This window comes from Streptomyces sp. ME19-01-6 (assembly GCF_033793745.1).
GTDB lineage: Bacteria > Actinomycetota > Actinomycetes > Streptomycetales > Streptomycetaceae > Streptomyces.
Genome location: NZ_JARAXF010000019.1, coordinates 125927 through 151932, shown reverse-complemented (window position 1 = coordinate 151932; position 26006 = coordinate 125927). Strand labels below are relative to the sequence as shown.

The 26006-nt window shown below is 68.8% G+C and carries 15 protein-coding genes and 1 pseudogene; 12 read left to right on the top strand and 4 right to left on the bottom strand.

Annotated elements, in window-relative coordinates:
• Positions 1–250: 250 nt before the first annotated feature.
• Positions 251–2701: a glycosyl hydrolase 2 galactose-binding domain-containing protein gene (locus PV419_RS33445; protein ID WP_319695347.1), complete on the top strand. Its 2451-nt coding sequence runs from the start codon at positions 251–253 to the stop codon at positions 2699–2701.
• Between the two features lie 155 nt (positions 2702–2856).
• Here PV419_RS33445 and PV419_RS33440 read toward each other — a convergent pair.
• Positions 2857–3611 (bottom strand): annotated as a pseudogene (locus PV419_RS33440) (IS5 family transposase); the annotation flags it as partial.
• Between the two features lie 130 nt (positions 3612–3741).
• Between PV419_RS33440 and PV419_RS33435 the strand changes: the two are divergent.
• Positions 3742–5505, top strand: a complete 1764-nt coding sequence (locus PV419_RS33435; protein WP_319695345.1) for a dipeptide/oligopeptide/nickel ABC transporter permease/ATP-binding protein — start codon at positions 3742–3744, stop codon at positions 5503–5505.
• Positions 5502–6350: an ABC transporter ATP-binding protein gene (locus PV419_RS33430; protein WP_319695343.1), complete on the top strand. Its 849-nt coding sequence runs from the start codon at positions 5502–5504 to the stop codon at positions 6348–6350. Before PV419_RS33435 ends, PV419_RS33430 begins: the two co-directional genes overlap by 4 nt.
• Before the next feature lie 22 nt (positions 6351–6372).
• Here PV419_RS33430 and PV419_RS33425 read toward each other — a convergent pair whose 3' ends face one another.
• A complete protein-coding gene (locus PV419_RS33425; protein ID WP_319695341.1) occupies positions 6373–7617 on the bottom strand; it encodes an ROK family transcriptional regulator in 1245 nt (414 codons plus the stop codon).
• Between the two features lie 198 nt (positions 7618–7815).
• On the opposite strand from PV419_RS33425, the gene PV419_RS33420 reads away from it, so the two are divergent.
• The 5 genes from PV419_RS33420 (at position 7816) to PV419_RS33400 (ending at position 17572) form a co-directional block, all read left to right on the top strand.
• Positions 7816–9300 carry a cellulase family glycosylhydrolase gene (locus tag PV419_RS33420; protein WP_415925432.1) on the top strand — a complete coding sequence of 495 codons (1485 nt, stop codon included), beginning with the start codon at positions 7816–7818 and terminating at the stop codon, positions 9298–9300.
• Between the two features lie 188 nt (positions 9301–9488).
• A complete protein-coding gene (locus PV419_RS33415) occupies positions 9489–9671 on the top strand; it encodes a hypothetical protein (RefSeq protein WP_319695454.1) in 183 nt (60 codons plus the stop codon).
• A gap of 1179 nt (positions 9672–10850) precedes the next feature.
• Complete coding sequence (locus PV419_RS33410; RefSeq protein WP_319695337.1) at positions 10851–12527, top strand: helix-turn-helix domain-containing protein; 1677 nt, start codon at positions 10851–10853, stop codon at positions 12525–12527.
• Positions 12528–12876: 349 nt separating this feature from the next.
• On the top strand, positions 12877–15993 hold the full coding sequence (locus tag PV419_RS33405; protein WP_319695335.1) for an AfsR/SARP family transcriptional regulator: 3117 nt from the start codon (positions 12877–12879) through the stop codon (positions 15991–15993).
• 298 nt (positions 15994–16291) lie between these two features.
• On the top strand, positions 16292–17572 hold the full coding sequence (locus PV419_RS33400; protein ID WP_319695333.1) for a helix-turn-helix domain-containing protein: 1281 nt from the start codon (positions 16292–16294) through the stop codon (positions 17570–17572).
• 14 nt (positions 17573–17586) lie between these two features.
• Here the strand turns inward: PV419_RS33400 and PV419_RS33395 are convergent, their stop codons facing one another.
• A complete protein-coding gene (locus PV419_RS33395; RefSeq protein ID WP_319695332.1) occupies positions 17587–18816 on the bottom strand; it encodes a nucleotidyltransferase family protein in 1230 nt (409 codons plus the stop codon).
• A 160-nt stretch (positions 18817–18976) separates the two neighbouring features.
• Between PV419_RS33395 and PV419_RS33390 the strand changes: the two genes are divergently transcribed.
• A complete protein-coding gene (locus PV419_RS33390) occupies positions 18977–21307 on the top strand; it encodes a hypothetical protein (RefSeq protein WP_319695330.1) in 2331 nt (776 codons plus the stop codon).
• A gap of 17 nt (positions 21308–21324) precedes the next feature.
• Here the strand turns inward: PV419_RS33390 and PV419_RS33385 are convergent, their stop codons facing one another.
• Positions 21325–22002 carry a hypothetical protein gene (locus PV419_RS33385; RefSeq protein ID WP_319695329.1) on the bottom strand — a complete coding sequence of 226 codons (678 nt, stop codon included), beginning with the start codon at positions 22000–22002 and terminating at the stop codon, positions 21325–21327.
• Between the two features lie 476 nt (positions 22003–22478).
• Here PV419_RS33385 and PV419_RS33380 point away from each other — a divergent pair, with 476 nt between their 5' ends.
• From PV419_RS33380 to PV419_RS33370, 3 genes are read left to right on the top strand one after another with little or no spacing between them, the layout of a single operon-like run.
• Complete coding sequence (locus PV419_RS33380; protein WP_319695327.1) at positions 22479–24281, top strand: M16 family metallopeptidase; 1803 nt, start codon at positions 22479–22481, stop codon at positions 24279–24281.
• Positions 24278–25237: an ABC transporter ATP-binding protein gene (locus PV419_RS33375; protein ID WP_319695326.1), complete on the top strand. Its 960-nt coding sequence runs from the start codon at positions 24278–24280 to the stop codon at positions 25235–25237. Before PV419_RS33380 ends, PV419_RS33375 begins: the two co-directional genes overlap by 4 nt.
• Positions 25234–26001 (top strand): ABC transporter permease, encoded by a 768-nt coding sequence (locus PV419_RS33370; RefSeq protein WP_319695324.1) that lies wholly within the window; start codon positions 25234–25236, stop codon positions 25999–26001. Before PV419_RS33375 ends, PV419_RS33370 begins: the two co-directional genes overlap by 4 nt.
• Positions 26002–26006: the final 5 nt, after the last annotated feature.

Genomic DNA, 26006 nt, shown 5'->3' with positions numbered 1-26006 from the left:
CCTCGTTTTGTCGACAGCATGGTGAAGTCCTCTCGTCGTGGCGCTCGATGGTGCAGTGATGCCGCAAGCACGCCCGGACATTATTAAGTTGACAAAGAAAGCCGTCAACACTAAGGACGCAAAGTTGTATGCCTCGCCTGCGGCACCGAAAGGTTCGGCTCGCATCCCCTGCTGTTGACTTAATTAAGTCACCAACGTAAGCATTGCAGTCATCTCATGGCCGTGCCGACGACCACCGAGGAGAGCGCGGATGATCAGGATGACGTTGCACGACGGCTGGAGCCTGCGAGCCGTGGGAGAGCAGGTGACGGACACCCTCGCGAACCGGCAGGTGCCAGCTCAGGTGCCGGGAAGCACCCACCTCGACCTGCTGGCCGCCGACCTCATCCCGGATCCGTACCTGGATGGCAACGAGGCGGCACTGACCTGGATGCATCGCGTCGACTGGCAGTACACGACTACATTCGAAGCCTCAGGGCCGCGACCCGGCGAGCGAACAGATCTCGTCTTCGAAGGCATCGACACAATCGCCACCGTCGAGCTGAACGGCGACGTACTCGGGCACACCGCCAACATGCACCGCAGCTACCGGTACGACGTCCGTGGGTCGCTGCGCGAGGGCGTCAACGAGCTGACCGTGTCGCTGAGATCAGCGCTCACCCACGCCGAAGAGGCGGAGGCCAGGCTCGGCTGGCGCCAGCGTGCCTACCCCCACCCGTACAACGCCATCCGGAAGATGGCGTGCTCTTTTGGTTGGGACTGGGGACCGGACCTGCAGACCGCCGGTATCTGGAAACCCGTGCGGCTGGAGCGGTGGACGGCCGGGCGCCTGGCCCAGGTGCGCCCGCTCGTCACCGTAGACCCCGACGGTAGCGGCCGCGTCGACGTACACGTGGACGTGGACAGCGCCGACGACCGCGAGTACACCGTGGCCGTCACGATCGGCGACGACCAGGTACGGACAGCGGTCCGCGGCACCGCCGCGCGTGCCACCGTCCTCGTGCCGAACGCCCGGCTGTGGTGGCCGCTGGGCTACGGCGACCAGCCGCTGTACGACCTGACCGTCACGCTTCTGGCCGACGGGGAGCCCGTCGACACGAGCCAGCACCGGATCGGGTTCCGCACCGTCACCGTGGATACCGAGCCGGACGAGATCGGTACGCCATTCACCTTCGTCGTCAACGGCAAACGGGTCTTCGCCAAGGGCGCCAACTGGATCCCGGACGACCACTTCCTCACCCGCATCACTCCGCAGCGGACGGCACGCCGGATCGACCAGGCCGTCGACGCGAACATGAACATGCTGAGGGTCTGGGGTGGCGGCATCTACGAGACCGACGACTTCTACGACGCCTGCGACGAACGCGGTGTGCTGGTCTGGCAGGACTTTCCCTTCGCCTGCGCCTTCTACGCCGAGGAGGAGCCCCTGCGCCACGAGGTCGAGGCCGAGGCCCGGGAGAACATCACCCGGCTCGTGACCCACCCGTCGCTCGTACTGTGGAACGGCAACAACGAAAACCTTCCCGCCTACACAGACTGGGGCTGGCAGGACGGCCTGAAGGGGCGCAGCTGGGGGCTCGGCTACTACACCGAGCTGCTGCCCGGGCTCGTCGCCGAACTCGACCCCACCCGCCCCTACGCACCCGGCAGCCCTTACAGCCCCGGCGACCTGCCACCGAACGACGCCCATCACGGCACCCGCCACGAATGGGATGTGTGGAACGCGGTCGACTACACCCACTACCGCCAGCATGTGCCGCGGTTCTGCGCCGAGTTCGGCTTCCAGGGCCCGCCCACCTGGACGACTCTCCAGCGCTGGATCCACGACGAGCCAATGACACCCACCTCACCCGCGCTCCTGCTCCACCAGAAAGCCGAAGACGGCAACGGCAAACTGCACCGCGGTCTGGAGCCTCACCTGCCGGTCCCGGCCGACCTGGAGCGGTGGCACTGGGCGACCCAGCTCAACCAGGCCCGCGCCGTCAGGTTCGGCATCGAACACTTCCGCTCGTGGTGGCCACGCACCGCCGGGGCACTCGTCTGGCAGCTCAACGACTGCTGGCCGGCCGTCTCCTGGGCCGCGGTGGACAGCGACGAACGAGCCAAACCCCTCTACTACGCGATCAAGCAGGCGTTCGCGCCGCGTCTGCTCACCGTGCAACCACGCGACGGCAGGCCCACACTGGTCGCGGTGAACGACCACGACCAACCGTGGACGGGTACCGCGCTCGCGACGAGACAGACCTTCGCCGGCGAGGTGCTGGCCACCGCCGAATTGCCACTCAGCGTGCCACCCCGGTCCACCGCCCAGCTGGACCTGGCCGACGACCTGCTCAAGCCCGCCAACCCGCGCAGCGAAGTACTGGTCACAGCCGTAGGCGATGCCCGCGCCCACCACCTGTTCGGCGAGGACCGCGACCTCGACTACGACCCGGCTCCGTTCACCGCCCGCGTCCTGCCGGTGGCCGGTGGCTACCGGATCGACGTGCGAGCCACCTCCTACGTGCGCGACATCGCCCTGCTGGTCGACAAGGTCGCGCCCGACGCGGTCGTGGACGACATGCTCGTCTCCCTGCCGGCGGGAGAGTCCATGAGTTTCCTCGTGCGCACGTCGACGGACCTGCACCAGCCGTCCGCCTTGATACGTCGGGACGTGCTGTGCTGCGCCAACACCGTGGCCCCGGCCGTCGAGGACCTCTGAGTGAGTGACGCGCACAACCGGCGGCCACCAAGCTGGGCTGGGACGGCGGAACCTGATGGTGAGTCGGCCTGTTGCGGGCGCCGATCAGCCCCCGCAGGGTGCGGGGACGGCGCGGGGCGGGGCCGGGGTGAGGCAGTCGAGTGCCCGCATCGCGGCCGCCTCAGAGGTCGGTGGGTGATCAGGCAGGTCGCGAGGCCGAGGAAGGCTTCGTGGATGTCGTCGCGTCGTTCCCAGCGGATCCGCGGGCGGCGGAAGCCGTGCAGCCAGGCGATCGTGGGCTCGACCACCCAGCGGAAAACGCCCAGGCCGGAGCCGTGTTTCACGCCTCGTTCGGCGATGACCGGGCAGATGCCGCGCTGCCACAGCAGGCGCCGGTACTTGTCGTGGTCGTAACCGCGATCGGCGAGAAGCGCGTCGGGTCTGCGTCTGGGCCGGCCGACGGCGCCCACCACAGCGGGGACGTTGTCCAGCAAGGACAGCAACTGCGTGACGTCGTTGCGGTTTCCACTGGTCAGCGACACCGCGAGCGGGATGCCCTGGCCGTCGGTGAGGACGTGGTGCTTGCTGCCCGGCCGTGCGCGGTCGACCGGGCTGGGCCCGCTTTGGGGCCGCGCCGGGCCGCCCTGACGTGGGAGGAGTCGATCACCACCCGCAACCAGTCCAGCTTCTTCGCGGCCCGCAGCTTCCTCAGCAGCACCAGATCCAGTTCGTCCCACACCCCGGCTTGCTTCCACGCGGCCAGGCGCCGCCAGCAGGTCATGCCCGAGCCGAAGCCCAGCTCCTGGGGCAGGTACTCCCACTGGATGCCGGTGTGCAGCACGAACAGGATCCCGCGCAGCGCCTGCCGGTCAGGGATCCGCGGTCTGCCCTCGACCAGCTTCGGACCCGGATCGGGCAGCAAGGGCTCCATGAGCGACCACAGTTCATCCGACACGATCCACGGCCGCGACTGTCGTTTCCCCACGACCAGACCAACGGCCACCGAGGCCGAAAGTCACATGATCAACAACTTCTGTTAGGACCTCTAAGGCGGCACACTGATGACGAACATCAACCCCGACGTGCAGCCGCGCCTCCACAACGGCTGGCGCGTGCGCTGGTCACCCAAGCTGGCCGTCGGATCCGTCCTGATTCTCGCGATCACCCTGTTCGGTCTCGTCGGCCCCCTGCTGGTCGACGACCCGGACCGGATCGACAACATCGGTCTGACCTCGCCGAGCGGCGGGCATCTGCTCGGCACCACCCAGACCGGTCAGGACGTACTCGCCCAGATGGCCTACGCCACCCGGGGCTCGCTCTACATAGGTGTCCTGGTCGGCGTCCTGGCCACCGTCCTGGCAGCGCTGTTCGGCATCGTCGGGGCCTACCTCGGTGGCATCGTCGACGAGGCGTTCTCGCTGTTCTCCAACGTGATGCTGGTGATCCCCGGCCTGCCCCTGATCATCGTGATCTCCGCGTTCGTCCCGCCGGAACAGCGCGGCTCCTGGACGATCGCGCTGGTGCTGGCGATCACCGGCTGGGCCGGGTCGGCCCGCGTCCTGCGCGCCCAGACCCTGTCCCTGCGCAACCGCGACTATGTGCTGGCCGCCCGTGTCGCCGGGGAAAGACCCTGGCGGGTCATCGGCGTCGAAATTCTGCCGAACCTCCTGCCACTGCTCGCCTCCCAGTTCGTGTTCTCAGTGATCGCCGCGATACTGAGCGAGGCCGGCCTGTCGTTCCTGGGCCTGGGCGCATCCTCCTCGTCGACCCTCGGCACGATGCTCTACTACGCGCAGAACGGCTTCGCCCTCCAGGTGGGCGCCTGGTGGTGGTTCGTACCGCCAGGGCTGATCATCGCCCTGTTCGGCTGCGGTCTCGCCCTGGTGAACTTCACCATCGACGAGATCATCAACCCGACGCTGCGGAACCTCCCGCGGCGGGCACGCCATGTGGCCCACTCCGCCGGCGACCTCACGCCGGACCCCGAGGACGACGTGGTGCTCAGCTTGACCGGACTGTCCGTGGCCTACCAGGGCGAACAGCCTGTGCAGGCAGTACGGGACGTGTCCCTCACGCTGCGGCGGGGTGAGATCCTCGGCCTGGTCGGCGAGTCGGGCTGTGGCAAGACCACCCTCGCGTACGCGGTGAACCGGCTGCACCTGCCACCCGCTGAGGTCACCGGCGGCTCCGTGACCTTCCACGACCGTGAGGGCGGCGCGCTCGACGTGCTCGCCCTGTCCCCGGATGAGCTGCGCGCTTTCCGGTGGTCGAAGCTGTCCATGGTCTTCCAGGGCGCCATGAACGCACTCAACCCCGTCATGACCATCCGGGCACAACTGGAGGACGTGCTCACCACCCACCGGCCGGCGATGTCCCGCGCGGCCAGGCGGGCCCGCTGCGCCGACCTGCTCACGCTGGTCGGCGTCGATCCCCGGCGCCTGCGCTCCTACCCACATGAGCTCTCGGGCGGGATGCGGCAGCGGGTGATGATCGCCATGGCGATGCTGCTCGATCCGCAGGTCCTCATCCTGGACGAGCCGACCACCGCGCTCGACGTGGTCGTGCAGCGGGGCATCCTTCAGGAGATCATGCGCCTCCGCGACGAGATCGGCTTCGCCGTCCTGTTCATCACCCATGACCTTCCCCTGCTGCTGGAGGTCGCGGACCGGATCGCGGTCATGCTCGACGGTCAGATCGTCGAGAACACGCCGGCCGAAGCCATTCGGGACCGACCACGGCACCCGTACACCCGCCAACTGCTCGACTCCTTCCCCAGCCTCACTGGCGAGCGCGGGGCGTTCGTGCGATCCGGAGGCGCGTCATGACGGTGCTGGAAGTGGCCGACCTGATCAAGGACTTCCGGGTCCGCGGTGGCCTTCGCCCCACCCGGCTGCGGGCCGTCGACCATGTCTCGTTCACCCTCACCCCGGGCCGCACGGTGGCACTGGTCGGCGAATCCGGATCGGGCAAGTCCACGATCGCCCGGATCATCGCCCGCCTCGAACGGCCCACCGGCGGCCGGGTCACCCTCACCGGAGCCGACGGCGCACCGGTCCCTGGTCGCGACTACCGCCACCACGTGCAGATGGTGTTCCAGGACCCGTTCGCCTCGCTGAACCCGTTCCACACCATCGCGCACCACCTGGCGCGCCCGCTGCGCTTGCACGGTCGCACCCGGACCCGTACGGAGACCTGGTCCGCGGCAGCGGAACTGCTGGAGCGGGTCAGCCTGCCCGCCGCCACCATCGCACACCGCCGGCCACACGAACTTTCCGGCGGTCAGCGCCAGCGCGTGGCCATCGCCCGAGCACTCGCGCCCGGTGCGACCGTCCTTGTGGCCGACGAGCCGGTCTCCATGCTGGACGTCTCGATCCGGCTGGATGTGCTCAACCTGCTGGCCCAACTGCAGCGGGAGGAAAACCTCGCCGTCCTCTACATCACCCACGACCTGGCGACCGCACGGCACTTCGCCGACGACATCCTGGTCCTCTACCGGGGACGAGTCGTCGAGCGAGGCCCCGCAGACAAGGTGATCCGCACCCCGCAACACCCCTACACCAAACTGTTGGCCGCGGCGTCACCCAACCCGGCCGCACGGGGCCAGTTCGTGAACGTCGACCCCGCGGAGGTGATCAGGGCAGGCGGCATGCCGCCGTACGAGCACAACTAGGCAGGCATGTCAGGGGGTGGTTTCACCCGTGCTGGCGAGCAGCGGGCTGTACCCCGTCCTGCGGGTGGGCGAGGGTCAGCTCGCTCTGCAGGACCAGGACCGCCCCACCGATCGCCGCCGCGTCCGAGCCGTTGACCGACGGCACGATCCGCACCGGATGCACCCGGCGCGCGAACGTGCGTCGGTCCACCTCCTGTTGGATCACCGCCTGGTAGATCGAGCCCGCCACGGCGAAGCTCGGCCCCGCCAGCACGATCGTGTCGACGTCGAACAGGGTGGACATCGTGACGGCGGCATACCCCAGATGGCGAGCCGACCGCTCCACGAGGTCCCGGGCCTCGGGGTCACCGGCGTTCGCGGCGGCCGCGATCCGCGCGAACTCCGTGAGAAAGCCGTCGTCGGTCGGGCCGAGCGCCAGTCGCTGGGCCAGCTCCGGCGTCGCCATGGCCTGCCGGACCAGGGCGGAGGGGCCGGCGTAGTTCTCCAGACAGCCGACGTTGCCGCACGGGCACTCTTCGCCATTGACATCGATGGAGATGTGGCCGATCTCCACGCTGTTCGAGGAACTGCCGCGATACACCTCGCCGGCCACCACGACCCCGCCGCCAATGCCGGTAGCCATGTAGATGCAGCCATAGGTGCTGCGCGGGGCGACCGCTCCCAGCCAGTACTCGCCGATCGCGGCCGCGGCGGCGTCGTTGTCGAGCAGGACGGGAAGTCCGAGGCTCTCCGCGAGCCTCGGTGCGACCGGGTAGCCGAGCCACTCCTCGGTGGGCTGCGGGGTCAACAACGTACCCGCGCGCCGATCCTGCGGGCCGTAGCTGACCAGGCCCACGCCCAGCACCTTCCCGCGGTCGACCGCGGCGGTGGCCAGCAGCGCCTCCACCTGGGACGCCACCAGCGGCAGCGCCCGCTCCGGCGGCATCACCGCAGTCCCTTGGAACGATGTCCGGGCCACCTGCCGGCCGGTCAGATCGACCACCACGATCACGCACGTGTTGCGTTCGAGTTGAACTCCGACGCTGTACCGGGCTTGCGGGTTGAGCTGGACGAGCGTGCGCGGCTTGCCGCCCGTCGGCGCGCCGCGGCCGACTTCGACGACCAGGCCGTCGGCGATGAGCTCACGCACGACCTCGGAGATTGTCGCACCGGTCAGACCCGTCGCCGCCGCGAGCTCCACCCGGCTGGTCGCGCGCGCCGACCTGATCACATCGAGGACCAAGCCGCGCGTCTTCAGCCGGCTCGCCCACAGTGGACTGGTCGCCACGTGTACTCCTTAGTTCCGTGCTTTGCCACCTTACTTTACTTAGGCCGCGCAGGACCTTTCGCCCCGGCCGCCTCCCAGTCGCCAGAAGCCAGTCGCAGGCACCTTGACTTTCATAAGTCACCGAATTAACGATGGTGCATCGCTCCCATCGGTCCCTTACGGCAACGAGGAGATCAGGTGAAACGTCGTCACGCCTTAATGGCCACCGGCGCCGCCGGTGCGCTGATCCTGGGTGGCCTTGCAACCGCCACCCTGCCCGCGTCGGCAGCCGACACCGGCTGCTCGGTCACATACACGGTGCAGAGCCAATGGTCGGGCGGGTTCAGCGCGGACGTGGCCATCACCAACCTCGGCGCCGCCGTGCGGGGGTGGAAGTTGACGTTCGACTTCCCGGACGATGACCAGAAGGTCACCAACGGCTGGAGCGCCACGTGGACACAGTCCGGGGCCCATGTGTCCGCCGCCAGCCTGGATTGGAACGGGGCGCTGGATACCGGCAAGTCAGCCTCCATCGGGTTCACCGGTGCGTGGAAGAGCGCCAATCCGAAACCCGCGTCGTTCGCGCTCAACGGCGTGACCTGCACCGGCTCGGTGACATCCCCGACCCCCAGCCCCACAGTCACTCCGACCGGCGGCCCCGGCGGCCCCGACGGCCCGGCCCCGAAGCTGAAGGTCTCCGGTAACAAGATCGTCACTGCGGACGACAAGCAGTACCGGCTGCTGGGTGTGGACCGCTCCAGCGGTGAATACGCCTGTGTGCAGGGCAAGGGGCAATGGGACAGCGGCCCGGTCGACCAGGCCTCCGTCGACGCGATGAAGGACTGGAACGTTCACGCGGTACGCCTGCCGTTGAACGAAGAATGCTGGCTCGGCATCAACGGCTCGCCCAACGGAGCCACCTACCAGCAAGGCGTCAAGGACTACGTCAACCTGCTGGTGGCCAACGGCATCACCCCGATCCTCGACCTGCACTGGACCCGGGGCGCCTATACCAACGGGCCGGACTGGCACTGCAAGGACGCCACCGCGACCTGCCAGAAGCCGATGCCGGACGCGCAGTACGCCCCTCAGTTCTGGACCGGTGTCGCCAACGCGTTCAAGGGCAACGACGCCGTCGTCTTCGATCTGTTCAACGAGCCGTACCCGGAGGTCGCCAGCGACTGGGACAAGACCCTCGGCTGGAAGTGCTGGCGTGACGGCGGCACCTGCACAGGCCTGCCCTATGAAACTGCCGGCATGCAGGACCTCGTCGACGCGGTCCGGACCACCGGCGCGACCAATGTCCTCATGCTGGGCGGCCTGGAGTGGGCCAACGACATGCGGGAGTGGCTGACGTACAAGCCGACCGACCCGTTGAACAACATCGCCGCGTCCTGGCACTCGTACAGCTTCAACGCCTGCGCGACCGAATCCTGCTGGGACAGCCAGGTCGCGCCGCTCGCGCAACAGGTGCCGGTCGTCATCGGTGAGTTCGGCCAGGACAACTGCGGCTTCGACTACATGCAGCGGTTGGTGGACTGGGCCGACGCGCACGGCATGGGTTATCTCGCGTGGACATGGAACCCGTGGGGCTGCAGCACCGGTGGCGTGCTCATCAAGGACTGGGCCGGCACCCCGGAGCCTGGCGTCGGCGAGGGTCTGAAGGCCCACCTCCTCAGCCAAGACCCCTACACAACCCCGTAACCGCCGAGCACCCAACGGCTGCCCAAGCCGAAGACGAAGCCGCCCCGGCCGGATGTCCCCATGGCACAACTCGGCTCGGGCGGCTTCGAGCACCACGAGTGCGTCGCGGGCGGGTGGGTGCTTGTACAAGGCGACCCTGGCGATGCCGGAATCGGCGATCTGAACTGCTGCCGACACAGACGCCGCGGATGCCGCACGCATGGAAGATCCTGAACTGGTTTCGCCGAGCCGGGGCGCCGCCGCATGCGCGGACGACGGCGATCCTGCTGATCGCCCAAGGCGGTACCGAGCGTGGCCGCGGCGTCTCGGTCGCCCGCGGCCGCATGCACGCCGGCCCCTTCGAGCCGTGTCAGGCCTACACGATTCTGTAGCACTGCGGCCTCGACCACCCCTGAACCCGAGCCGTCCTCGCAGCCTGGGCTGCCGCCGGAACATGATCACTCAGAACCGCGAAACACGAGGGGTTACCGCCCTCCGCGTGAAGTCCACGCCGAGTATGAGAAGTTGCGAATCACCGCGCGCAATGAACGGTCAGACACCTGTCCGGAAGCTGCGAGGCCCCTCACTTTTCGAGCGGCACAGGATTCACGGACAGCGACACCTTCGTCCACGCCCTCCGCCCCGACGCGGCCGACGCAGTCGCAGCGCCGCCATTCTCAAGGCAGCCACTGCCGGCATCGCCCTGGACAGCCAGATCGACCGCACGGCCGCTCGCCTCGACAACCGCACGGGCCACGGCCAGCAACAGGCTGTTCCCGACCGGAAGTACGAAGCCGGGCTCGCGGGCGACAGGGGCGGCGAATGGGGCCCACCGGTTGGCGGTGCGAGAACAAACGCCGAACAGCGGCTCACCACGTCGCGACCGGCAAGCGGGTCAGCGAGGAGACCTGGCCGCTCTTGAGGAGGCGGCCCCGCATTGCCCCTCGCATTGACGCCTCCAGGGCCCTGGACATCCTGCTCCGCCGCGCACGGGGGTGCTGGAACGACCGGGCCCCTGGCGCTCAGCGCGTGGGCAGGGCTCCGCCGACCCGCAGACTTGACCGGACCAACTACGCCGCTCGGCCAGGTCAACAGAAGCGCTGAGGGAATCGCTCAGGCGCTTGGTCACAGTGCGCCTGAAAACGATAGTTGGAACCGGAAACCCATGGTGACTTACCCGTTCAAGGCCGGCGGGACACGCTTGCTGGAGCCGAATAGTCATCCTTCTTACAGCCATTGACCAGCCAATGCATGCCCAGCCGCGAGGCCGATCGTACCGCCCGCCGTCGCTGCAACCGCCACGCCTCCGACGAACCTATTCCGCTTGCTCATACGAAACCTCTTCACCTTTCTCGCGCCATTCGCAGGTGGCCATCCCACCCCGTAGCCGCGGCAGCTCGCGGCCTGCGGGATCAACGGTGGCGACCGCTGGGCAGCGGGGCAAGATCGATGGCGTCCCAAGTCTCTGTAGGATGTGCTCCCTGAGGTCTACCTGCGGCGTTACAGTCCAGTTGGGATGCTCGTGTCATGCTGTTGACGCCGTCGGGACGGGTGCTGCGCAGGAGGTCGTCTTGGAAAGGACCGAGGGAGCCAGGGAGCTAGCCACCGCGCTCGCCGGACTGAAGGAGCGGAGCGGACTCAGCTACAAGGAGCTGGCGCGTAAGGTTTTCACAAGCAGTTCGACCTTGCATCGCTATTGCAGCGGAAAGGGAATTCCAGGCGAATACGAGACCGTCCTGAAAATCGCCACGGAGTGCAAGGCAGAGCCAGACGAACTGAATAGACTTCTGCAGTACTGGAAAGCGGCGAAAGGCGAATCCCCGGCAGATATCGCTGCAACGATTGACGGAATACAGCCTTCGCGTACCTTCGCGCGGTCCTCGCACGACCACACTGCACGCTTGGTCCGGAGAACGCTCATCGGCAGATGGACCCGCCGTCGCCTTGTCCTGGTTGTCGCCTTCATAGTGACCGTCTTCGGATCCGCAGTCGCGAGTGTTCCATCCGGTGGCGGGCCGCACGGTGCCGAGACACCGACTCGTCAGACCTTGGCCGGCTCGGCGCGGTGGGTACAGGCACCGTCTCCTGTCGACCCGACTCTGTTCGGCGTGACCATGAACAGCAACAGCGGGGCCATGCCGTCCTTCCGCGTCGGAAGTGTGCGGTTCTGGGACAGCGAGACCCGGTGGTCACAGCTGGAGCCCACACGCGGTGAGTATGACTGGTCGACGCTTGACCGGCTGCTCGACGAGGCCCAAGGCAAAGGTCTGCCTACGTTCTTCGTCTTCGGTGGCACGCCTTCCTGGGCCGCTCCTGGCGCCCGCAGGGCCGCGTACCCGGACGGCTCTCGAGCAGCGCCCCCGGATGACCTCGACGAGTGGGACGCCTTCGTCCGCGCCTTGGTGGAGCACGCCGGGTCCCGTATCGACGCATATGAACTCTGGGTGACGGCCAACCACCCGCACCACTACAACGGCACTGTGCAAACCCTCGTCGACATGACCCGTCGCGCCAGCGCGATCATCCGGCGCCATGACAACGACGCCATGGTGATCTGCCCTTCCGTCACCGATCTATGGAAGGCCGAAGCACACCGGTTCCTACTGCGCTTCGCAGAACTCGGCGGCTACCAGTATTGCGACGCGGCCGGAATCAAGCTCTACCAGCGCCGCGTCCAGGACCCTCCCGAGACGATGCTCGAGGCAGTGGAGCGGATCGACCATACATTCCACCGTGCGGGTTTTCATCCGCCGCTGTGGAGTACGGGAACCACACAGTCCATACCCTTGAACGCCCCCCTGTACGAGGAACGGGCAGCCGATTATGCCGTCCGCTTCTACCTGACAGGCCTGTACGCACGGAAGTTCAGCCTTCAGCGCATGTACTTCTATGCTTGGGGGAACGCCACGATCCCGATCGTGATCCAGGCCGAGGGAGGCCCCCCGACCAAGGCCGGGCTGTACATCGAACATCTCCAACGCTGGCTGGCCCATGCTGAAATCCGCTCCTGCGGAAACGGCCTGTCGATCGACCTGCCCGAGAACGTGTGGCAGTGCGAGTTCCTTGTGACAGACGGTGACGGCCGCCGCCACACAGCGCGCATCCGCTGGACCATAACCGACACCGCGCACACCGTCGTGGGTTCAAGGGCCCAACGCGTTGAGTACCTGGACGGCGACAGCCGTCGCGTCGAAGCGCGGGACACCATAACGATCACGGAACGTCCGGTTCTGATCGTGGATCGTTGATCGACGTGGGACTCCGCCGCCCGTGCGCGGCGGACGGCGGTGTGCTCCGGCATACGTCCCACGGCCACCGTCCCCCGCACGATGGCCGTGGGCGCGAACACGGCCTCGTCCCCCGCAGGCTCGGACGCGATACGCACCCCCGGCCTCGCGGCCCGCCGCCGGCAAACGCGGACACAGCATCGACGCCCTCGCATGCCCCGAGCGCTCACGCACGAAGGACGAGCGTTCAGTCGGCCGGTCGCGGGCTCTACGATGGGCGGCTGACCATGCACAGACCTTGAACGAATCTAGAATCGGCTGTTGAGAGCGGGTTCTTCTGAGGCCAGGCATCGGTTACGGGGGGCTGGGGATGGAGTTTCGACTGCTCGGCGGCATTGAGGCACGGGCCGGCATCGGGCCGGTGGATCTGGGGCCCGCCCGGCAGCGGACCGTGCTGGCGGCCTTGCTGGTCGACGCCAACGGCACCGTGCCGGTCGACCAGCTGGTCCACCGGGTGTGGGGGAACGGTCCGCCGCAGCGTGCCAAAGAGAGCCTTTACAGTTACGTCTCCCGGTTGCGCCGCGTGCTGCCAGGGCAGGCGGCGGCCATCGAACGCAGGCGGGGCGGCTACGTGCTCACCGTCGATGAGCTGGCGGTGGACGTGCATCTGTTCCGCCATCTGCTCGTCCAAGCTCGCCGGGCCACTGACGACGAGAGTGCGGTGGCCTTGTTCCGGCGGGCGCTGACGCTGTGGCGGGGGGAACCGTTCGCCGGGGTGGACATCCCCTGGTTCAACGCGGCTCGCGACGCCCTCGGCAAGGAGAGACTGGCTGCGGAGCTGGACTGCACCGACAGACAGCTGCGGCTCGGTGACCACGCCGCCTTGCTGACGACTCTTTCCGAACGAGTCATCGCCCATCCGCTGGATGAGCGGCTGGCCGCCCAGTACATGCTCACTCTCTCCCGCTGCGGCCGGCAGGCCGACGCCCTCGCCCACTACCGACACGTCCGCGATACCCTCGCCGAGGAACTGGGCATCGACCCGGGGCAGGAACTGCGGCGCCTGCACCAGACGATACTCAGCGGGGATGCGGAGCTGAGCACGCCGTCTGCCAAAACCACCGTCCGGCCGGCCCCTTCGACCTGGACTGTCCAGTGCCAGCTGCCCTCGGCAGTGCAGGGCTTCGCCGGGCGTGCCAATCTGATCCAGCGTCTTGAGGGAGTGCTGGCAGCGCCTCAGGCGGTGCCCGTCGTCGTAACCGGCTTGCCCGGGGTGGGCAAGACCGCCCTGGCAGTGCACATCGGTCACCGGCTGCGGTCGGCCTTCCCTGACGGCCAGTGGTACGTACGGCTGCTGGGCACCGGCGACCGGCCGCGCGACCCGTCCGAGGTGCTGTCCGGGCTGCTGCGTGCCTCCGGCCAGGACCCTGACACGATCCCGGAGACTCTGGAGGAGCGCGCGGCGGCCTTCCGTAGCAGGGTGGCTGATCGCCGTGTCCTGCTGGTCCTTGACGACGCCGCCAGCGCCGAACAGGTACGGCCGCTGCTGCCGGGTACCGCCAGGGTATCGGTACTGGTCACCAGCCGACCCGACCTGCGTGGCCTGACCGCCAGCAACGCCGCTCACACCGTGCAGTTGGAGGTGCTCGAGCCGGTTGAGGCGAACACTCTCCTGGCCGGAATCCTCGGCGAGCAGAGGGTGCGTGCGGAGCCGAAGGCGGTCGGGCGGCTGGCCGAGTTGTGTGCCCGTCTGCCGCTGGCACTGCGTATCGCGGCCGCCAACCTCGCCGCCCGTCCGGGCCGCTCGGTGGCCGAGCATGCGGCCGAGTTGGCCGACGACGGTCGGCTGGCCAAGCTCTCCATCGCCGGCGACCGCCAGGCCGCGGTCCGCACCGCTTTCGACCACTCCCACGCGGCTCTGGACCCGGCTGCGGCACGCCTGTTCGGCCTGCTCGGACTGCATCCCGGCCCGGACTTCACCACCGAGGCGGCTACGGCCCTGCTGGGCTCGAAGCCGCCCGTCGCCGAGCACCTGCTGGACCAGCTCGCCACCGCCGGGCTGGTGCAGCGCACCGCCGCCGACCGATTCCAGTTCCATGACCTGCTGCGCCTGTACGCCGCCGAACACGCCGCGGCCGACCCGGCCCACCCCGCGGCCTGGCACCGGCTCTGCGCCTGGTACCTCGCCACCACTGACGCCGCCACCGCCTTCGACTACACCGGTAGGGCCCAGTTGCCCCGGCCGCGCACCGAACCCGGTCGGTTCGCCGACCGGCACCAGGCACTTGCCTGGTTGGAGAGCGAACTCGCCAACTTGGTCGCTGTCATCACCCACGCCGCCCAGGCCGGCCCGCACCAGCCCGCCTGGCAGCTGGCCGACCAGCTACGCATGTACCTCTACTATCGGCGGCACCAGCCCGAGTGGGAAACGGTGACGACGGCCGGGCTGCGTGCGGCCGAACGCGACGGCGAGGTGCTGGCACAGGCGGCGATGCGGCACAGCCTCGCTCTCCTGCGCCAGCACACCGGCGACACGCAGGCCGCCCTCAGCGCCCTACACGGCGCGCTGGAGGGCTACCGGCGCACCGGATTCACCCCCGGTGAGGCCGCCATCGTGAGCAACCTCGCACTCCACTACGGGCAGCGGGGCGAGATGCGCCGGGCACTCGTCTGGCAAGAGAGCGGCATCGACATGCTCCGCGGCCTCGACCGGCCGGTGCAGTTGGGCATCGCGCTCAACACCATGGGCTTGATCCACTCGTACCTCGGCGAGCTGGATCGAGCACTCGACCGTACGACCGAGTCCATCGATACCTGTCTGAAGCACGGGCAGCCGTCCGACACGATCAGCTCCTTGATCAACCGCGCCATTGCCTACCACGAGCTGGGGCTGTATAGCGAGGCGCTGGCCGACGGCGCCGAGGCGCTGCGTCTTTGCCAGGTCCATCAGGAACGCCACAACAAGGCCGACGCCCATGAGATCCTGGCCAGGGTCTACCGCGACACCCGCCGGATCGATCTCGCCGGCGCGCACGCCGAGCAGGCGCTGCAGACAGCCCGTGAGGTCGGCGACCCGGCCATGGAGGCGGACTCCCTGATCACCCTGGGCGGCCTGCACCGGCTGCGCGGCCGCCTGAACGTGGCTACCGCGCACTTGGAAGAAGCCCTGAGGATCACCCGTCGCTGCGACTTCCGGCACCAGCAAGCCGAGGCCCGTATCGGCCTCGCCCGCGTTCGCCTCGCATCCGGCGATGCCGCCACCGCGGCGGACGACGCCGAGACCGCCCTGACCATCGCCCGGGACCTGGAGCTGCGTCTGACCGAGTGCCGCGCGCTGACGACGCTCGCCGCCATCAGGTACGTCACTGGCGATCCCACCGCGGCAGCACGCCACACCGCGATGGCCCAGCGGATCCAGCACGAGACCGGCTACCACCCGTCACCGTCCGACCACGTCATCGCGCCCGGGCAACCGGTATGTGACTGACGTGGAGCAGACTCCGCACTGTAGCGACGCGTCTCTGATAGCGGCTCTACCAGCAGATTCAAGGTATGCGGAAGGCTCTGTGCAAGATCGGAGATTCATCGTGGTCGGGCGTACCGGTTCCGTGCGGTCGAGACTGGCTGACTGTCGGTCTCTCAGGGAAGGAGCGCAGCGTCATCCAAGGCGCAGCAGTCCCGTTGTGTGCAGAGACTGCAGCGGCGGTTGGTCATTCGGACTGATTTCACGCGGCGGACGCGACCGACGCAGATCGGCCGCCGCGGACCGGGAGGAGTCGAACAAATTGCGGGAGGGCGTAGTACTCGATGGCCACGTGGCGTTCGGCAACGCTCTGCGCGCCTTGCGCATCGACAAGGGCATGTCGCTCAGCGAGTTGGCCCGGGCGGTCAACTACAGCAAGAGCCACCTGAGTCGGATCGAGACCGGGGGCAAGCGTCCGACCCAGGCGCTCGCACTCCGGTGCGACGAGGTGCTTACGGCAGGTGGGCGCCTGATTGCCCTGGCCGCGGGCGCCAAGCACCGCGGGAAAGGCAAGCCGGTGGCTCTCGCGCAGCTGCCTCGGGCCATCACCGGTTTCGAGGGGCGGGTGGAGGTGCTGGCGGAGCTGGACGCCGCGCTCGCCGGGGTCGACCGCCAGTTGGACGGCCAGGCAGTGGTCACGGTGATCGACGGTGCGGCGGGGGCGGGGAAGACGGCGGCGGTCGTCAACTGGGCGCACCAGGTCGTCAAGTATTTCCCGGACGGCACGATGTTCGCGGATCTCCATGGGTTCGGTCCGGTCGGGGAGCCGACGGAGCCCCGGAGGGTGCTGCGCGGTTTCCTCAAGGCGCTGGGCCACTGCGGCAAGACCCTGTCGAACGATGTGGATCATTTAGCCGCCGCGTATCGCAGCGCCCTGGTCGGCAAACGCATGCTGATCGTGCTCGACAATGCTGTCAACGCCGAGCAGGTGCGCCCGCTGCTCCCGGCCGAAAGCGGCTGCATGGTGGTGGTCACCAGCCGTAGCCGCCTGTCCGGCCTGGTGACGCGGGACGGCGCGGTGCGGGTCACGATGCCCGCGATGACGATGGTCGAGGGGGTGAATCTGTTGTCCCGACTGACCCGAACCGCCCTCGATTTGGACAACGAGACAGCTGAGCGCGTGGTAGCGGCGTGCGACCGTCTTCCTCTGTCCGTCAGGATAGCCGCTGAGAGAGGATGGCGAGGAGATCTCCTCCCCACGGCCCGGTGCGACGCGCACACACTGCTGAGCCGCCTGTCCACGGTCGACGACGAGACCAGCACGATGAGCGCGGTGCTGTCATGGTCCTACCGCCGTCTGGCGCCGGAGGCCGGGCACGCCTTCAGGGTGCTGGGGGTGCACTCGTGCGGCGACATCGCCGCCCCGGACGCCGCGATGCTGCTCGAAACGAGCACGACGAGAGCCCGACAACTGCTGGACGCTCTGTCCGATATCCATCTGCTGGAGGCCCTCCCCGGCGACAGGTACCGTTTCGGCGGCATCATGCGGGCCTTCGCCGTCGAGTGCGCACGACGGGCCGAGGTCCGAGGCGGCAGGACGTGAGCCCTCCCCCTTTCTCACCGGCTGTCCAAGAGATCGTCCACCGCCTGCTTCGGGTCGGCCGTGCCTGCAGCCGACGCCAGACGGTTCCGCTCCTCGACCGCGGCGGCATGCCTGTCGGGGGACACCAACGGATCACCCACCAGCAGGTAGTCCCCCAGCGGAGTCAGCAGCAGCGCCTCCTCGCCGTACCAGTGGAACTCCGCCGATGTCCGGTCCGGGCTGTCGCTCGTCCGTCCGAGCAGCATGCCGTGCACCGGCATTCCCTGCCGGAGCCGGTACCTGGTTCCCGACACCGTCGGCGCGGGGGTGCGCTCGCCGCGCCGCTGCCGCTCCTCTTCGGCCGCTTCGGCCAGTACCGGGGCCACGTGGGCGAAACGGCCGATGGGCAGCAGGTCCTCCGCATAGCGGACGAGTTCGATGATCTCGGGGGCCAACCGGTACCGGTCCGCTGTCTCGACCAGTTCCGCGGCCGTTGGCAGCGGATGCCGGGACATCGCGTACAGGTCGAGTGCGTCGCGCGGGTGGAAGTCGCGCTGCAGGCGTTCCTCGGCGAGGCAGACGAGATTCGACAGCAGGCGATCGCGCGGCGGACGAACACGCACGGGCACGGCGTCGAAGTCGCCGAGGAGGGCGGCTGTCAGCAGCTCCACCTTGAGTTGCGGATCGAGGAGAGGTTCTTCCGCGTCCCAGGTGAGCGTGAACGCCAGATGGCGTTCGGGGGCGCCGAAAAGGGTGACCCATGCCCCGTGAGGTTCCTTTTCACACAGGATGCGGGCGGCACGCCACAACTCCGCCTCGTCCGGGACGACCAGATCGAGGTCGCCCTGGGGCCGTAGCACACCGGCGGGATAGTAATGGGAGAGCGAGGGACCCTTCATGGCCGTGACGGACGTCTGTGCGGAAACCCGCTCCAGTACCCGTTCGTAATGACGCGCGCGGCGCCGGGCTCTGGCCAGTACTTCCGCAGCCGCAGGACCTATGGTGTGGCCGTCCCGGTCGAGTACCGACAGCGCCAGATAGGGAAGTGTGTAATGCGCCTGACGGGCCGCGTGGAGCAGGCTTCCCAGACCCTCCTCCTCCGGCACATCGAACATGTCGAAAAGCAAATCCGTGGTGATGTCAGCGAACAAATCTCCCGAGGGGCTCATGCCGCACAGCGTGCCCGTCCGGTGCCGAACAAAAAAGGCATTGACCGTTGTCTCATGTTTTCGGCAATGCGTTGTCCGCCCGAATACCAGGTTCACTCGATGTGCCGCGCCCGATGTTGTCCGTTGTCTCCTTGGCGGGGGAGACCGCACAACCCTTGAGACGGCCGACTCGCGCCGGGCAGACTGAATTAGGGTGCGGGTGACCGCTGAATAGACCGGGCTCTCCCGCCGCCGTCGCCCTCCGGAGGAATGACCCATGCACGATGACGCGAACAAACAGACTGAGGTTCGGGACAGTGCCGGCGTCCCCGGAGCCGGTCATCTCAACGCCGTGGTCGTCGAGGGCCCGTGCGATTCCCGGCGGTTACTGGCCCTTCTCGCCGAAGTGCGGCCCGCGGCGCGGGCCGACGCCTCCGGCGGCTCCCGCACCGTCCTGCGTGGCCTGGGCATCGGCCTGAGCGTGGATCCGCGCGGCACCTACACCTCAGACCCCGAGTGGTGGGCGGCCTCGCAGATCCACAGGGGGCTGCGGACCGTGGCCGACGCGGCGGCGTGCACTTCCCCAGGACTGGAGACCGTGCTGGACGAAGAGGTCTGGACCCACCCCGGGGCCTGGCCGGCGGACGGGGAAGCCGCACCGGTGGCCGCCGACGGCGTCATCGTCTTCAAGCCCGGCGTGTCGGTCCTGTCCGAGATGCTGACCGAACTGGCGGACCGCCTGGCCGAGTGCGGCTACCGGGCCAGTCGTGCCCGGATCCTGTCCGGTGACGACATCCGTCGGCAGGACCTCGCATCCCACCACTACCGACCACACGTGGACCTGGCGGAGCGGGGAGTGATGTCCGTCCAGGAGCGTGCCGCCTTCCTGCGGCTTTACGACCGCCCCGAGTTCGTGGAACGTTTCGGTGCCCGGGCCTGGGAACTGCCGGTGCTGCCCGCACGGGAGGTGATCGGGACCCTTGGCGTGCCCGCCGCATTGCTCGACCGGTGGAGCCAGGAGTCCACCCTCCGGCACGGGCTCGACAGCGGAGCGGTGGACGGCCCCAACGGTATCGGTGACTGCTTGTACGTCAACGTGTTCCAGGATCCCGGCTACCACGGTGGACAGGCGTTCGTCGTCCTGAATCCGCACCTGCCGGGCGTTTTGGACCAGTTGCGGGCCGCCACCCACCAGGCGGTCGCCGTCCTGGTGCACGCACAGTCGAGGACGCCGCTTCCATGGCACCGCATGCGGCGAGAGTTCTGCGGATCGACCGACCCCGCCCGCGCCCTGCCGGGCAGTCTGCGAGGGGATGCCTGGGCCGGCGTGTTGCCGCTGCGGAACCTCGACGGCACGCCGGTGCAGCGAACCAACAACGGTGTCCATCTGAGCAACGGAGCGGTCGAGGCGCTGCAGGATGCCATGACGTGGTTCGGGCTACGGCCTGGGCGGACGGCCGTGGGGCAGTCTCTCCGACGGATGGGGCTGGACCCCGAGCGGCTGCTGGAGTCGCCTTTCGTCGTGCTCGACGGGCAGCGCAGGGCAGTGCAAGAGGTGACCGACGGCCTGGACGCCGCGGCGGCGGCGCGGGCACTGCGCGGCGGGCGGCTGCTCGCCCACTGCGACGAGTGGGATGACGAGCGGTCGCTGCGTCTGGTCGACGCGGCCTGGCGCGCCTCGGAAGACCTCCGACGCGACCCCTCGGTCAAGGTCCTGATCGTGCACGGCTCCGCGGGCAGGGGGCGGACCACCTCGGACTCGGAGGCGGAGCTGCTTGCCGTCCGCGACGGGCCCGCCGAGCCGTCGGCGGCCGGCGGCCGAACCGTCGGGCACAGCCGGGCCGAAGCCGTAGGGGTGCGCACGGACCACCTGGAACTGGCGGACGCGGAGCGGCTGGTGGCAGGACCGCCGGATCGTCTGGCGGACCTGCCCGGCGTCGCCCGCCTCGCGGGCGTGGTCCTGTGGGAGCGTGAGGGAGCAGGGACACGACTGCGCGGCGCCGCTGTCGGCCTGCGCGTGCCGCCCGCTGCGCTGCACGAGGAGTTGGATGGGATCGAGCGGCTCCTCGCCAGGGCACCGGTGCGGGCGGACCCGCTGCGCGAGGCGAGTCTTGCGCTGGCCACCCTGGTGCTGAACCTGCGTCCGATGCGCTGCCACACCATGGGCTGGCTCCTGACCGACCTGGACCGGGCCGGCGAGTCGGAGCTGCGCGAGGCTCTGCTCGACATCTGGTCGGCGCGTGAGGCCGACGCTCAACAGGCCCGGGAGGCAGTCGAGTCAGCGGGCGCCTTGCTGTGCTCCGTGCGGTCCGCCCCGTCGCCGGACACGCTGCGTACCGCGCGGCAGCTGCTGGCGGAGGCACGCGGCCAACTGGGAGCGGGCCGGGCCGAGCAGGCCGTGCACTGTGCGAGGCTGGCAGCCTGGTCGGTACGGGCATGGGCGGGCTCGGTGCCGGACGGACCCGCCCGTTACGCGGCTGCCGCGGCCGGACCGCAGGCGCCGGAACGCGTCGTGCTGGCGGCGCGGTTGACGCAACTGGCCTTCGCCCTCCGATCGGGCCGCGACAGCTTCCCGGTTCGACCGCCCGGTGCGGCACCGGGACGCTGATACCGTCGGCGGACCGGCTACCGGGCCGGCGGGTCGTAGTACCGCAGCAGCGTCGGCCTGCTGTGCTGCGCATAGGCCGCCAGCACGCTCCGCTGCCGGGCCAGGCGGGCCTTCTCCGCCCGGCGGATGGACAGCAACACTTCCAGGGTCTGCTCGAAGTCGTCATTGATGACGTGGTAGTCATGCTGGTCGACGAAGTCGAAGTCCCGTTCGGCCATGCGTCGGCGCAGAACCAGTTCGTCCGCGCTCTCGCTACCGCGTCCGGCCAGCCGCTCCTTCATGGACGCCACGGTGGGGGCCATGACGAAGATACCCACCGTATGGTCCGGGAAGAGCCTCCTGAGGTTGAGGTAGCCCTCCGGCGAGTAATCGAAGACGAGATCTCGCCCCTGGCTGAGGGCCGCCTCCACCGGCTCCCGCAGGGTGCCGTAGTACTCGTCGAAGGACGGGTGGATCCACTGCGCGAACATTCCGTCGTCGATCATGCTTAGGAACTTGTCGCGACTGACGTAGTCGTAATGCGCCTCGGCCGCGCTTCGCGGCAGGCGGGTCGTCACCGAACGCGTATGGCCGATCCTCGGATCGGCCTCGGTCATGGCTGCGGCGAGCGAGGTCTTGCCGGTTCCTGATGGACCCGACAGGACGAACAGACAGCCCGCCGGCTCGGCGGCCAATGGTGAGCTTTCTGCCTCCATGAGACTTCACCTTCCTGGGACTTCCTGGGCGTGAAACGTCTTCGTTCGGCCGTGGGGCCGCTTTGTTCAGGATGGCGGATCAAACCGGGTGAGCGAAGGCGGTTTCCCGTTGCCCAATTCAACGGACAACGTTTCTCTGAACATCTCCGCCGGAGGCTGCTTCTCCCGGAACAGCCTTTTCCGTTGCCATGAGGGAAGGACAACCGGGCAACCCTGGAATTCTTCGACTTCACCGTGAAAGGCTTCTCGGCAATCGGGCAGAAGGCACCGGAATCCAGTGGAGAATCTTGGCGGCACTGCCCCCGCGATGAGAGGAGCATGGGTATGCGTAACCCGTCGACACCGCGTCCGCGCGTTGGCAAGATCAAGAAGACGCGCTGACCGCAGCGGTGAAAGGTGGGCGCCGCCGTATCTTGTCTTCAGCGGCGCCCACCGCCCCTCCTTCGTCTCCTCAGCAGCTCAGGCGGGAAATCCTTATGCTCGAAAACTGCCCAGCGCTTTCCGTGGGCGACAGCGGGTTGAAAACAGCGGGTATCTGTCTGGCTGTCGACCACGGGCCTCGGCACGACCCGGAGGGCAGCGGGCGCCTCGCCCATGCTCTCGAACACCTCCTGATGGCGTACCCATTGGTCGGTGCCGACTCCCTGTGCGAGCACATCGAGCGCCTCGGCGGCCGGACGAACGCCGAGACCGGGCTGGAGCACATGCTCTTCCACGCCCAGGTCCTCGCCGAGGACCTGGAAGAGGTCCTGGATCTGCTCCTGCGGGCGGTGACCGAACCCCGCCACGCCCCGCGGATATTTGCCTCCGAGCGCTCCGTGGTGCTCCAGGAGCTGGCCGCCGCCGCGGACCCCGCCGACGTCGTCCAGGACGCCTTCCTCGCCGTTCTCTTCGCCAATCACCCGCTGGGCCGGCCTGTCGGCGGTACGACGGACGAGGTCGAGGCCCTCGACCTGCCCGCGGTGAGCGAGGGACACCTGAAGCGCTTCCTGCCCAGACGGTCAGTACCCGCTGTCGTCGCCCCCTGCACACCGGCGAACCTGCCGCACGGTGCGGCGACGGCCCCCCGGAGGTCCGGTGGCCGACGCGGGGACACCGTCCCCCTCAAGGACCTGTCCCGCACACCCCACCGCTGGGCCGACGAGTTCACCTGGGTGTCCGTCGGCGGCAGCCCCTCGTCACTGCTGCACCGGACCCTGCGCGGCGAGCGGGGCCTGGCCTACTCATTCCAGGCGTGGGACCGCGGCTATGCCGAGGCGGGGGCGTGGCGGGTGCTCGTCGGAGCGGACACCGGCCACGGCGACGCCATCTTCGGCGTGGTGACGACGACGCTTTCGGACCTGGCCGAGTCCGGACCCGTCCGCGGTCGATCTGGCCGCGGCCCGGCGCCAGGCATGCAGCCAGATCGTGTTCGACACCGACAGCCCACTGGACCCCGGCCGGAACTGGCGTGCCGAGCTGGTGTGCTGCGGAAACACGCAGATCTTGCCTACGTCGCCGACGGCCGACTGGAGCCCGTACGCCGGGAACCGCAGTACCTGGTGACGTACTGCGACCCGGCTCTGGCCGCGGACGGCTCCTGGTGGTCGGCTCTCCCTCACATCGCGAGCGCCGGGCACCCAGCAGCACGGACAGTCGGGGCCCGCGTACCGGCCGGTGTGGAGCTGCCGCCCCCGTGGCACCGCCACACCCCGTATGTACGGTACGTACGAGGGACCGGTGCCGCCGCGTGCGGGCGGGGAGTCCTCCACGGTCGCCGTGATCCCGGGGGACGCCGGACACGACACCGCTGTCGTCCGCTGGCTCGCGCAGGTCCTGGTGGCTGCGGCCACGGACCAGGAGGCTACGGGCATCAACGGGTCCCCTCGCGCCGTCGCCGGCCAACTGCTCGGCACACCTGGCCGCCGCGGCTTCGTGGCCCTGACGAGGGGCTGGCCGTCGGACATGCCACGCTCCTGTGCCAGGAGCGGGACGAGGTGACTGGCCGGGACTTCGTGGAGCTGTTCGACGTCCTCGTCGAGGCGGGCGACGCCGTCCGCGGGGAGGCAGTCGGCATGCCGGCGGCCGCGTCCGCACAGCACGCGCACGACGTGGGCCCGCCGCTGATCGGCCACGTCGTCCACACGGCTGGCAGCACACCGACCGACCGGGAGGAGCACGTCGTCGCCTCTCCGACGGCCCGCGGGTGGGGGGTCGACCACGTCTTCTGGTGCCGTTCCCTCGCCGGGCAGTCGGCCGGAGGGCCCGGCAAAGGCGAGCAGGAAGGAGTTCCGCGGTGACGGCCGTGCTCACCCGGGGACTGACCCGCGCGTACGCCGCACGCCGGGGCGACGACGGCTCGCGCCGCCTCACACTGGACGGCGTCGACCTGAGCGTCGAGCGGGGAGAGGTGCACGGTCTGCTCGGCCCCAACGGCGCCGGCAAGACCACGCTGTGCCGCATCCTGTGCACGGTCCTGTTGCCGACGCGGGGCACCGCTGAGGTCCTGGGCCACGACGTGTTGTCCGACGCCCACCACGTCCGGCGCAGCATCGGTATCGTCTTCGGCGGCGAGCGTGGCCTGTACGGTCGGCTGAACGCCCGGCAGAATCTGCGGTTCTGGGGCGCACTGTACGGACTGCGGGGCCGGGAGCTGCGCCGACGGGTCGGCGCACTGCTGGAGCGCACAGGCCTCGACGAACACGCCGACGACCGCGTCGACACCCTGTCGCGGGGCATGAAGCAGCGCTTGCACATCGCCCGCGGCCTGGTCCCCGACCCCCCGGTCCTGATTCTCGACGAACCCACCATCGGCATGGATCCCATGGCCGCGCACGACTTTCGGGCCCTGGTCGGACAGCTCTGCGACGGCGACCGCACCGTGCTGCTGACCACGCACGACATGCGTGAGGCGGAAGCGCTGTGCGATCAGGTGACCCTCATCGACCACGGGCGGGTGATCGCCACCGAGTCCACCACCGCCGTAGGGGCCCTCGTGGCGGAGAACGAGCGGATCGAGGCCGCGGACGTTCCGCCCGCCCTCCTCGAGACGCTGCGCGGCCTGCACGGCGTACACAGCGTGGAGGACCTGGGGTCCGGAGCTGTCCGGGTGGCGACCGAGGACGGCATGGCCACCCGCGCCGTCGTGGAGTCGCTCCTGGCCTCGGGCGTGACCCGACTGACCACCGGGCCGCCCACCCTGGAGGAGGTCTATCTGCGCCTGGTGGGAAAGCGCGGCATGGCGGTGCGCCGATGAGACTGCTGCTGACGGCCTTCGTCTTCCAGCTCCGCCTGTCGGGCCGCTCGCCGGACACCTTCCAGGTCTGCGTCACCGCCCCGCTGCTGTCGGCGGTCTTCCTGACCGTCAGCGAGTACTCCGGACGCGGCGACCTGGCCTCCTACGCCGTCGTCGCACCGACCTTGATGTCACTGTGGACGCTGGCACTGTCCGTCGCCGGAACGGCGATCACCGAGGACCGCATCCTCGGCACACTGGAGGGACAGATCGCCGCCCCCGCGCCGATGGCGGTGGTCCTGCTGGGCCGGATGTGCTCGGTGGCCGTCGTGGGCCTCATCGCCTTCGTCGAGACCTGGCTGGTGGCCGGCGTGGGCTTCGGGCGCTGGCTCGCCGTCCCCCATCCATTAGCCCTGTGCGCCTGCCTGCTCGCCACAGGGCTGGCAACCGCAGCAACCGCCGGTCTCCTGTCGCCGCTGTTCGTCCTCACCCCGACGGCGCGGACCGTCCAGAGCACCCTCAGCTACCCCTTCTACCTCCTGGGCGGTGTCCTCGTACCCCCGAGCTTCCTGCCGGACTGGCTCCAGCCCGTCACCCGGATCATCTTCCTGTCCTGGTGTGCCGACCTGCTGCGCGACAGCCTCGACGCCCCTGCGGTCTCACATCTGACGCTCCGGCTGGCGGCCATCGTCTCTCTGGGAGCGGTCGCTTGTGGCGTGGGCATGCTGCTGCTGCGTCACGTCATCGTATGGGTGCGCCGGTCAGGCACCCTCGTCCACACGTGAAGGCG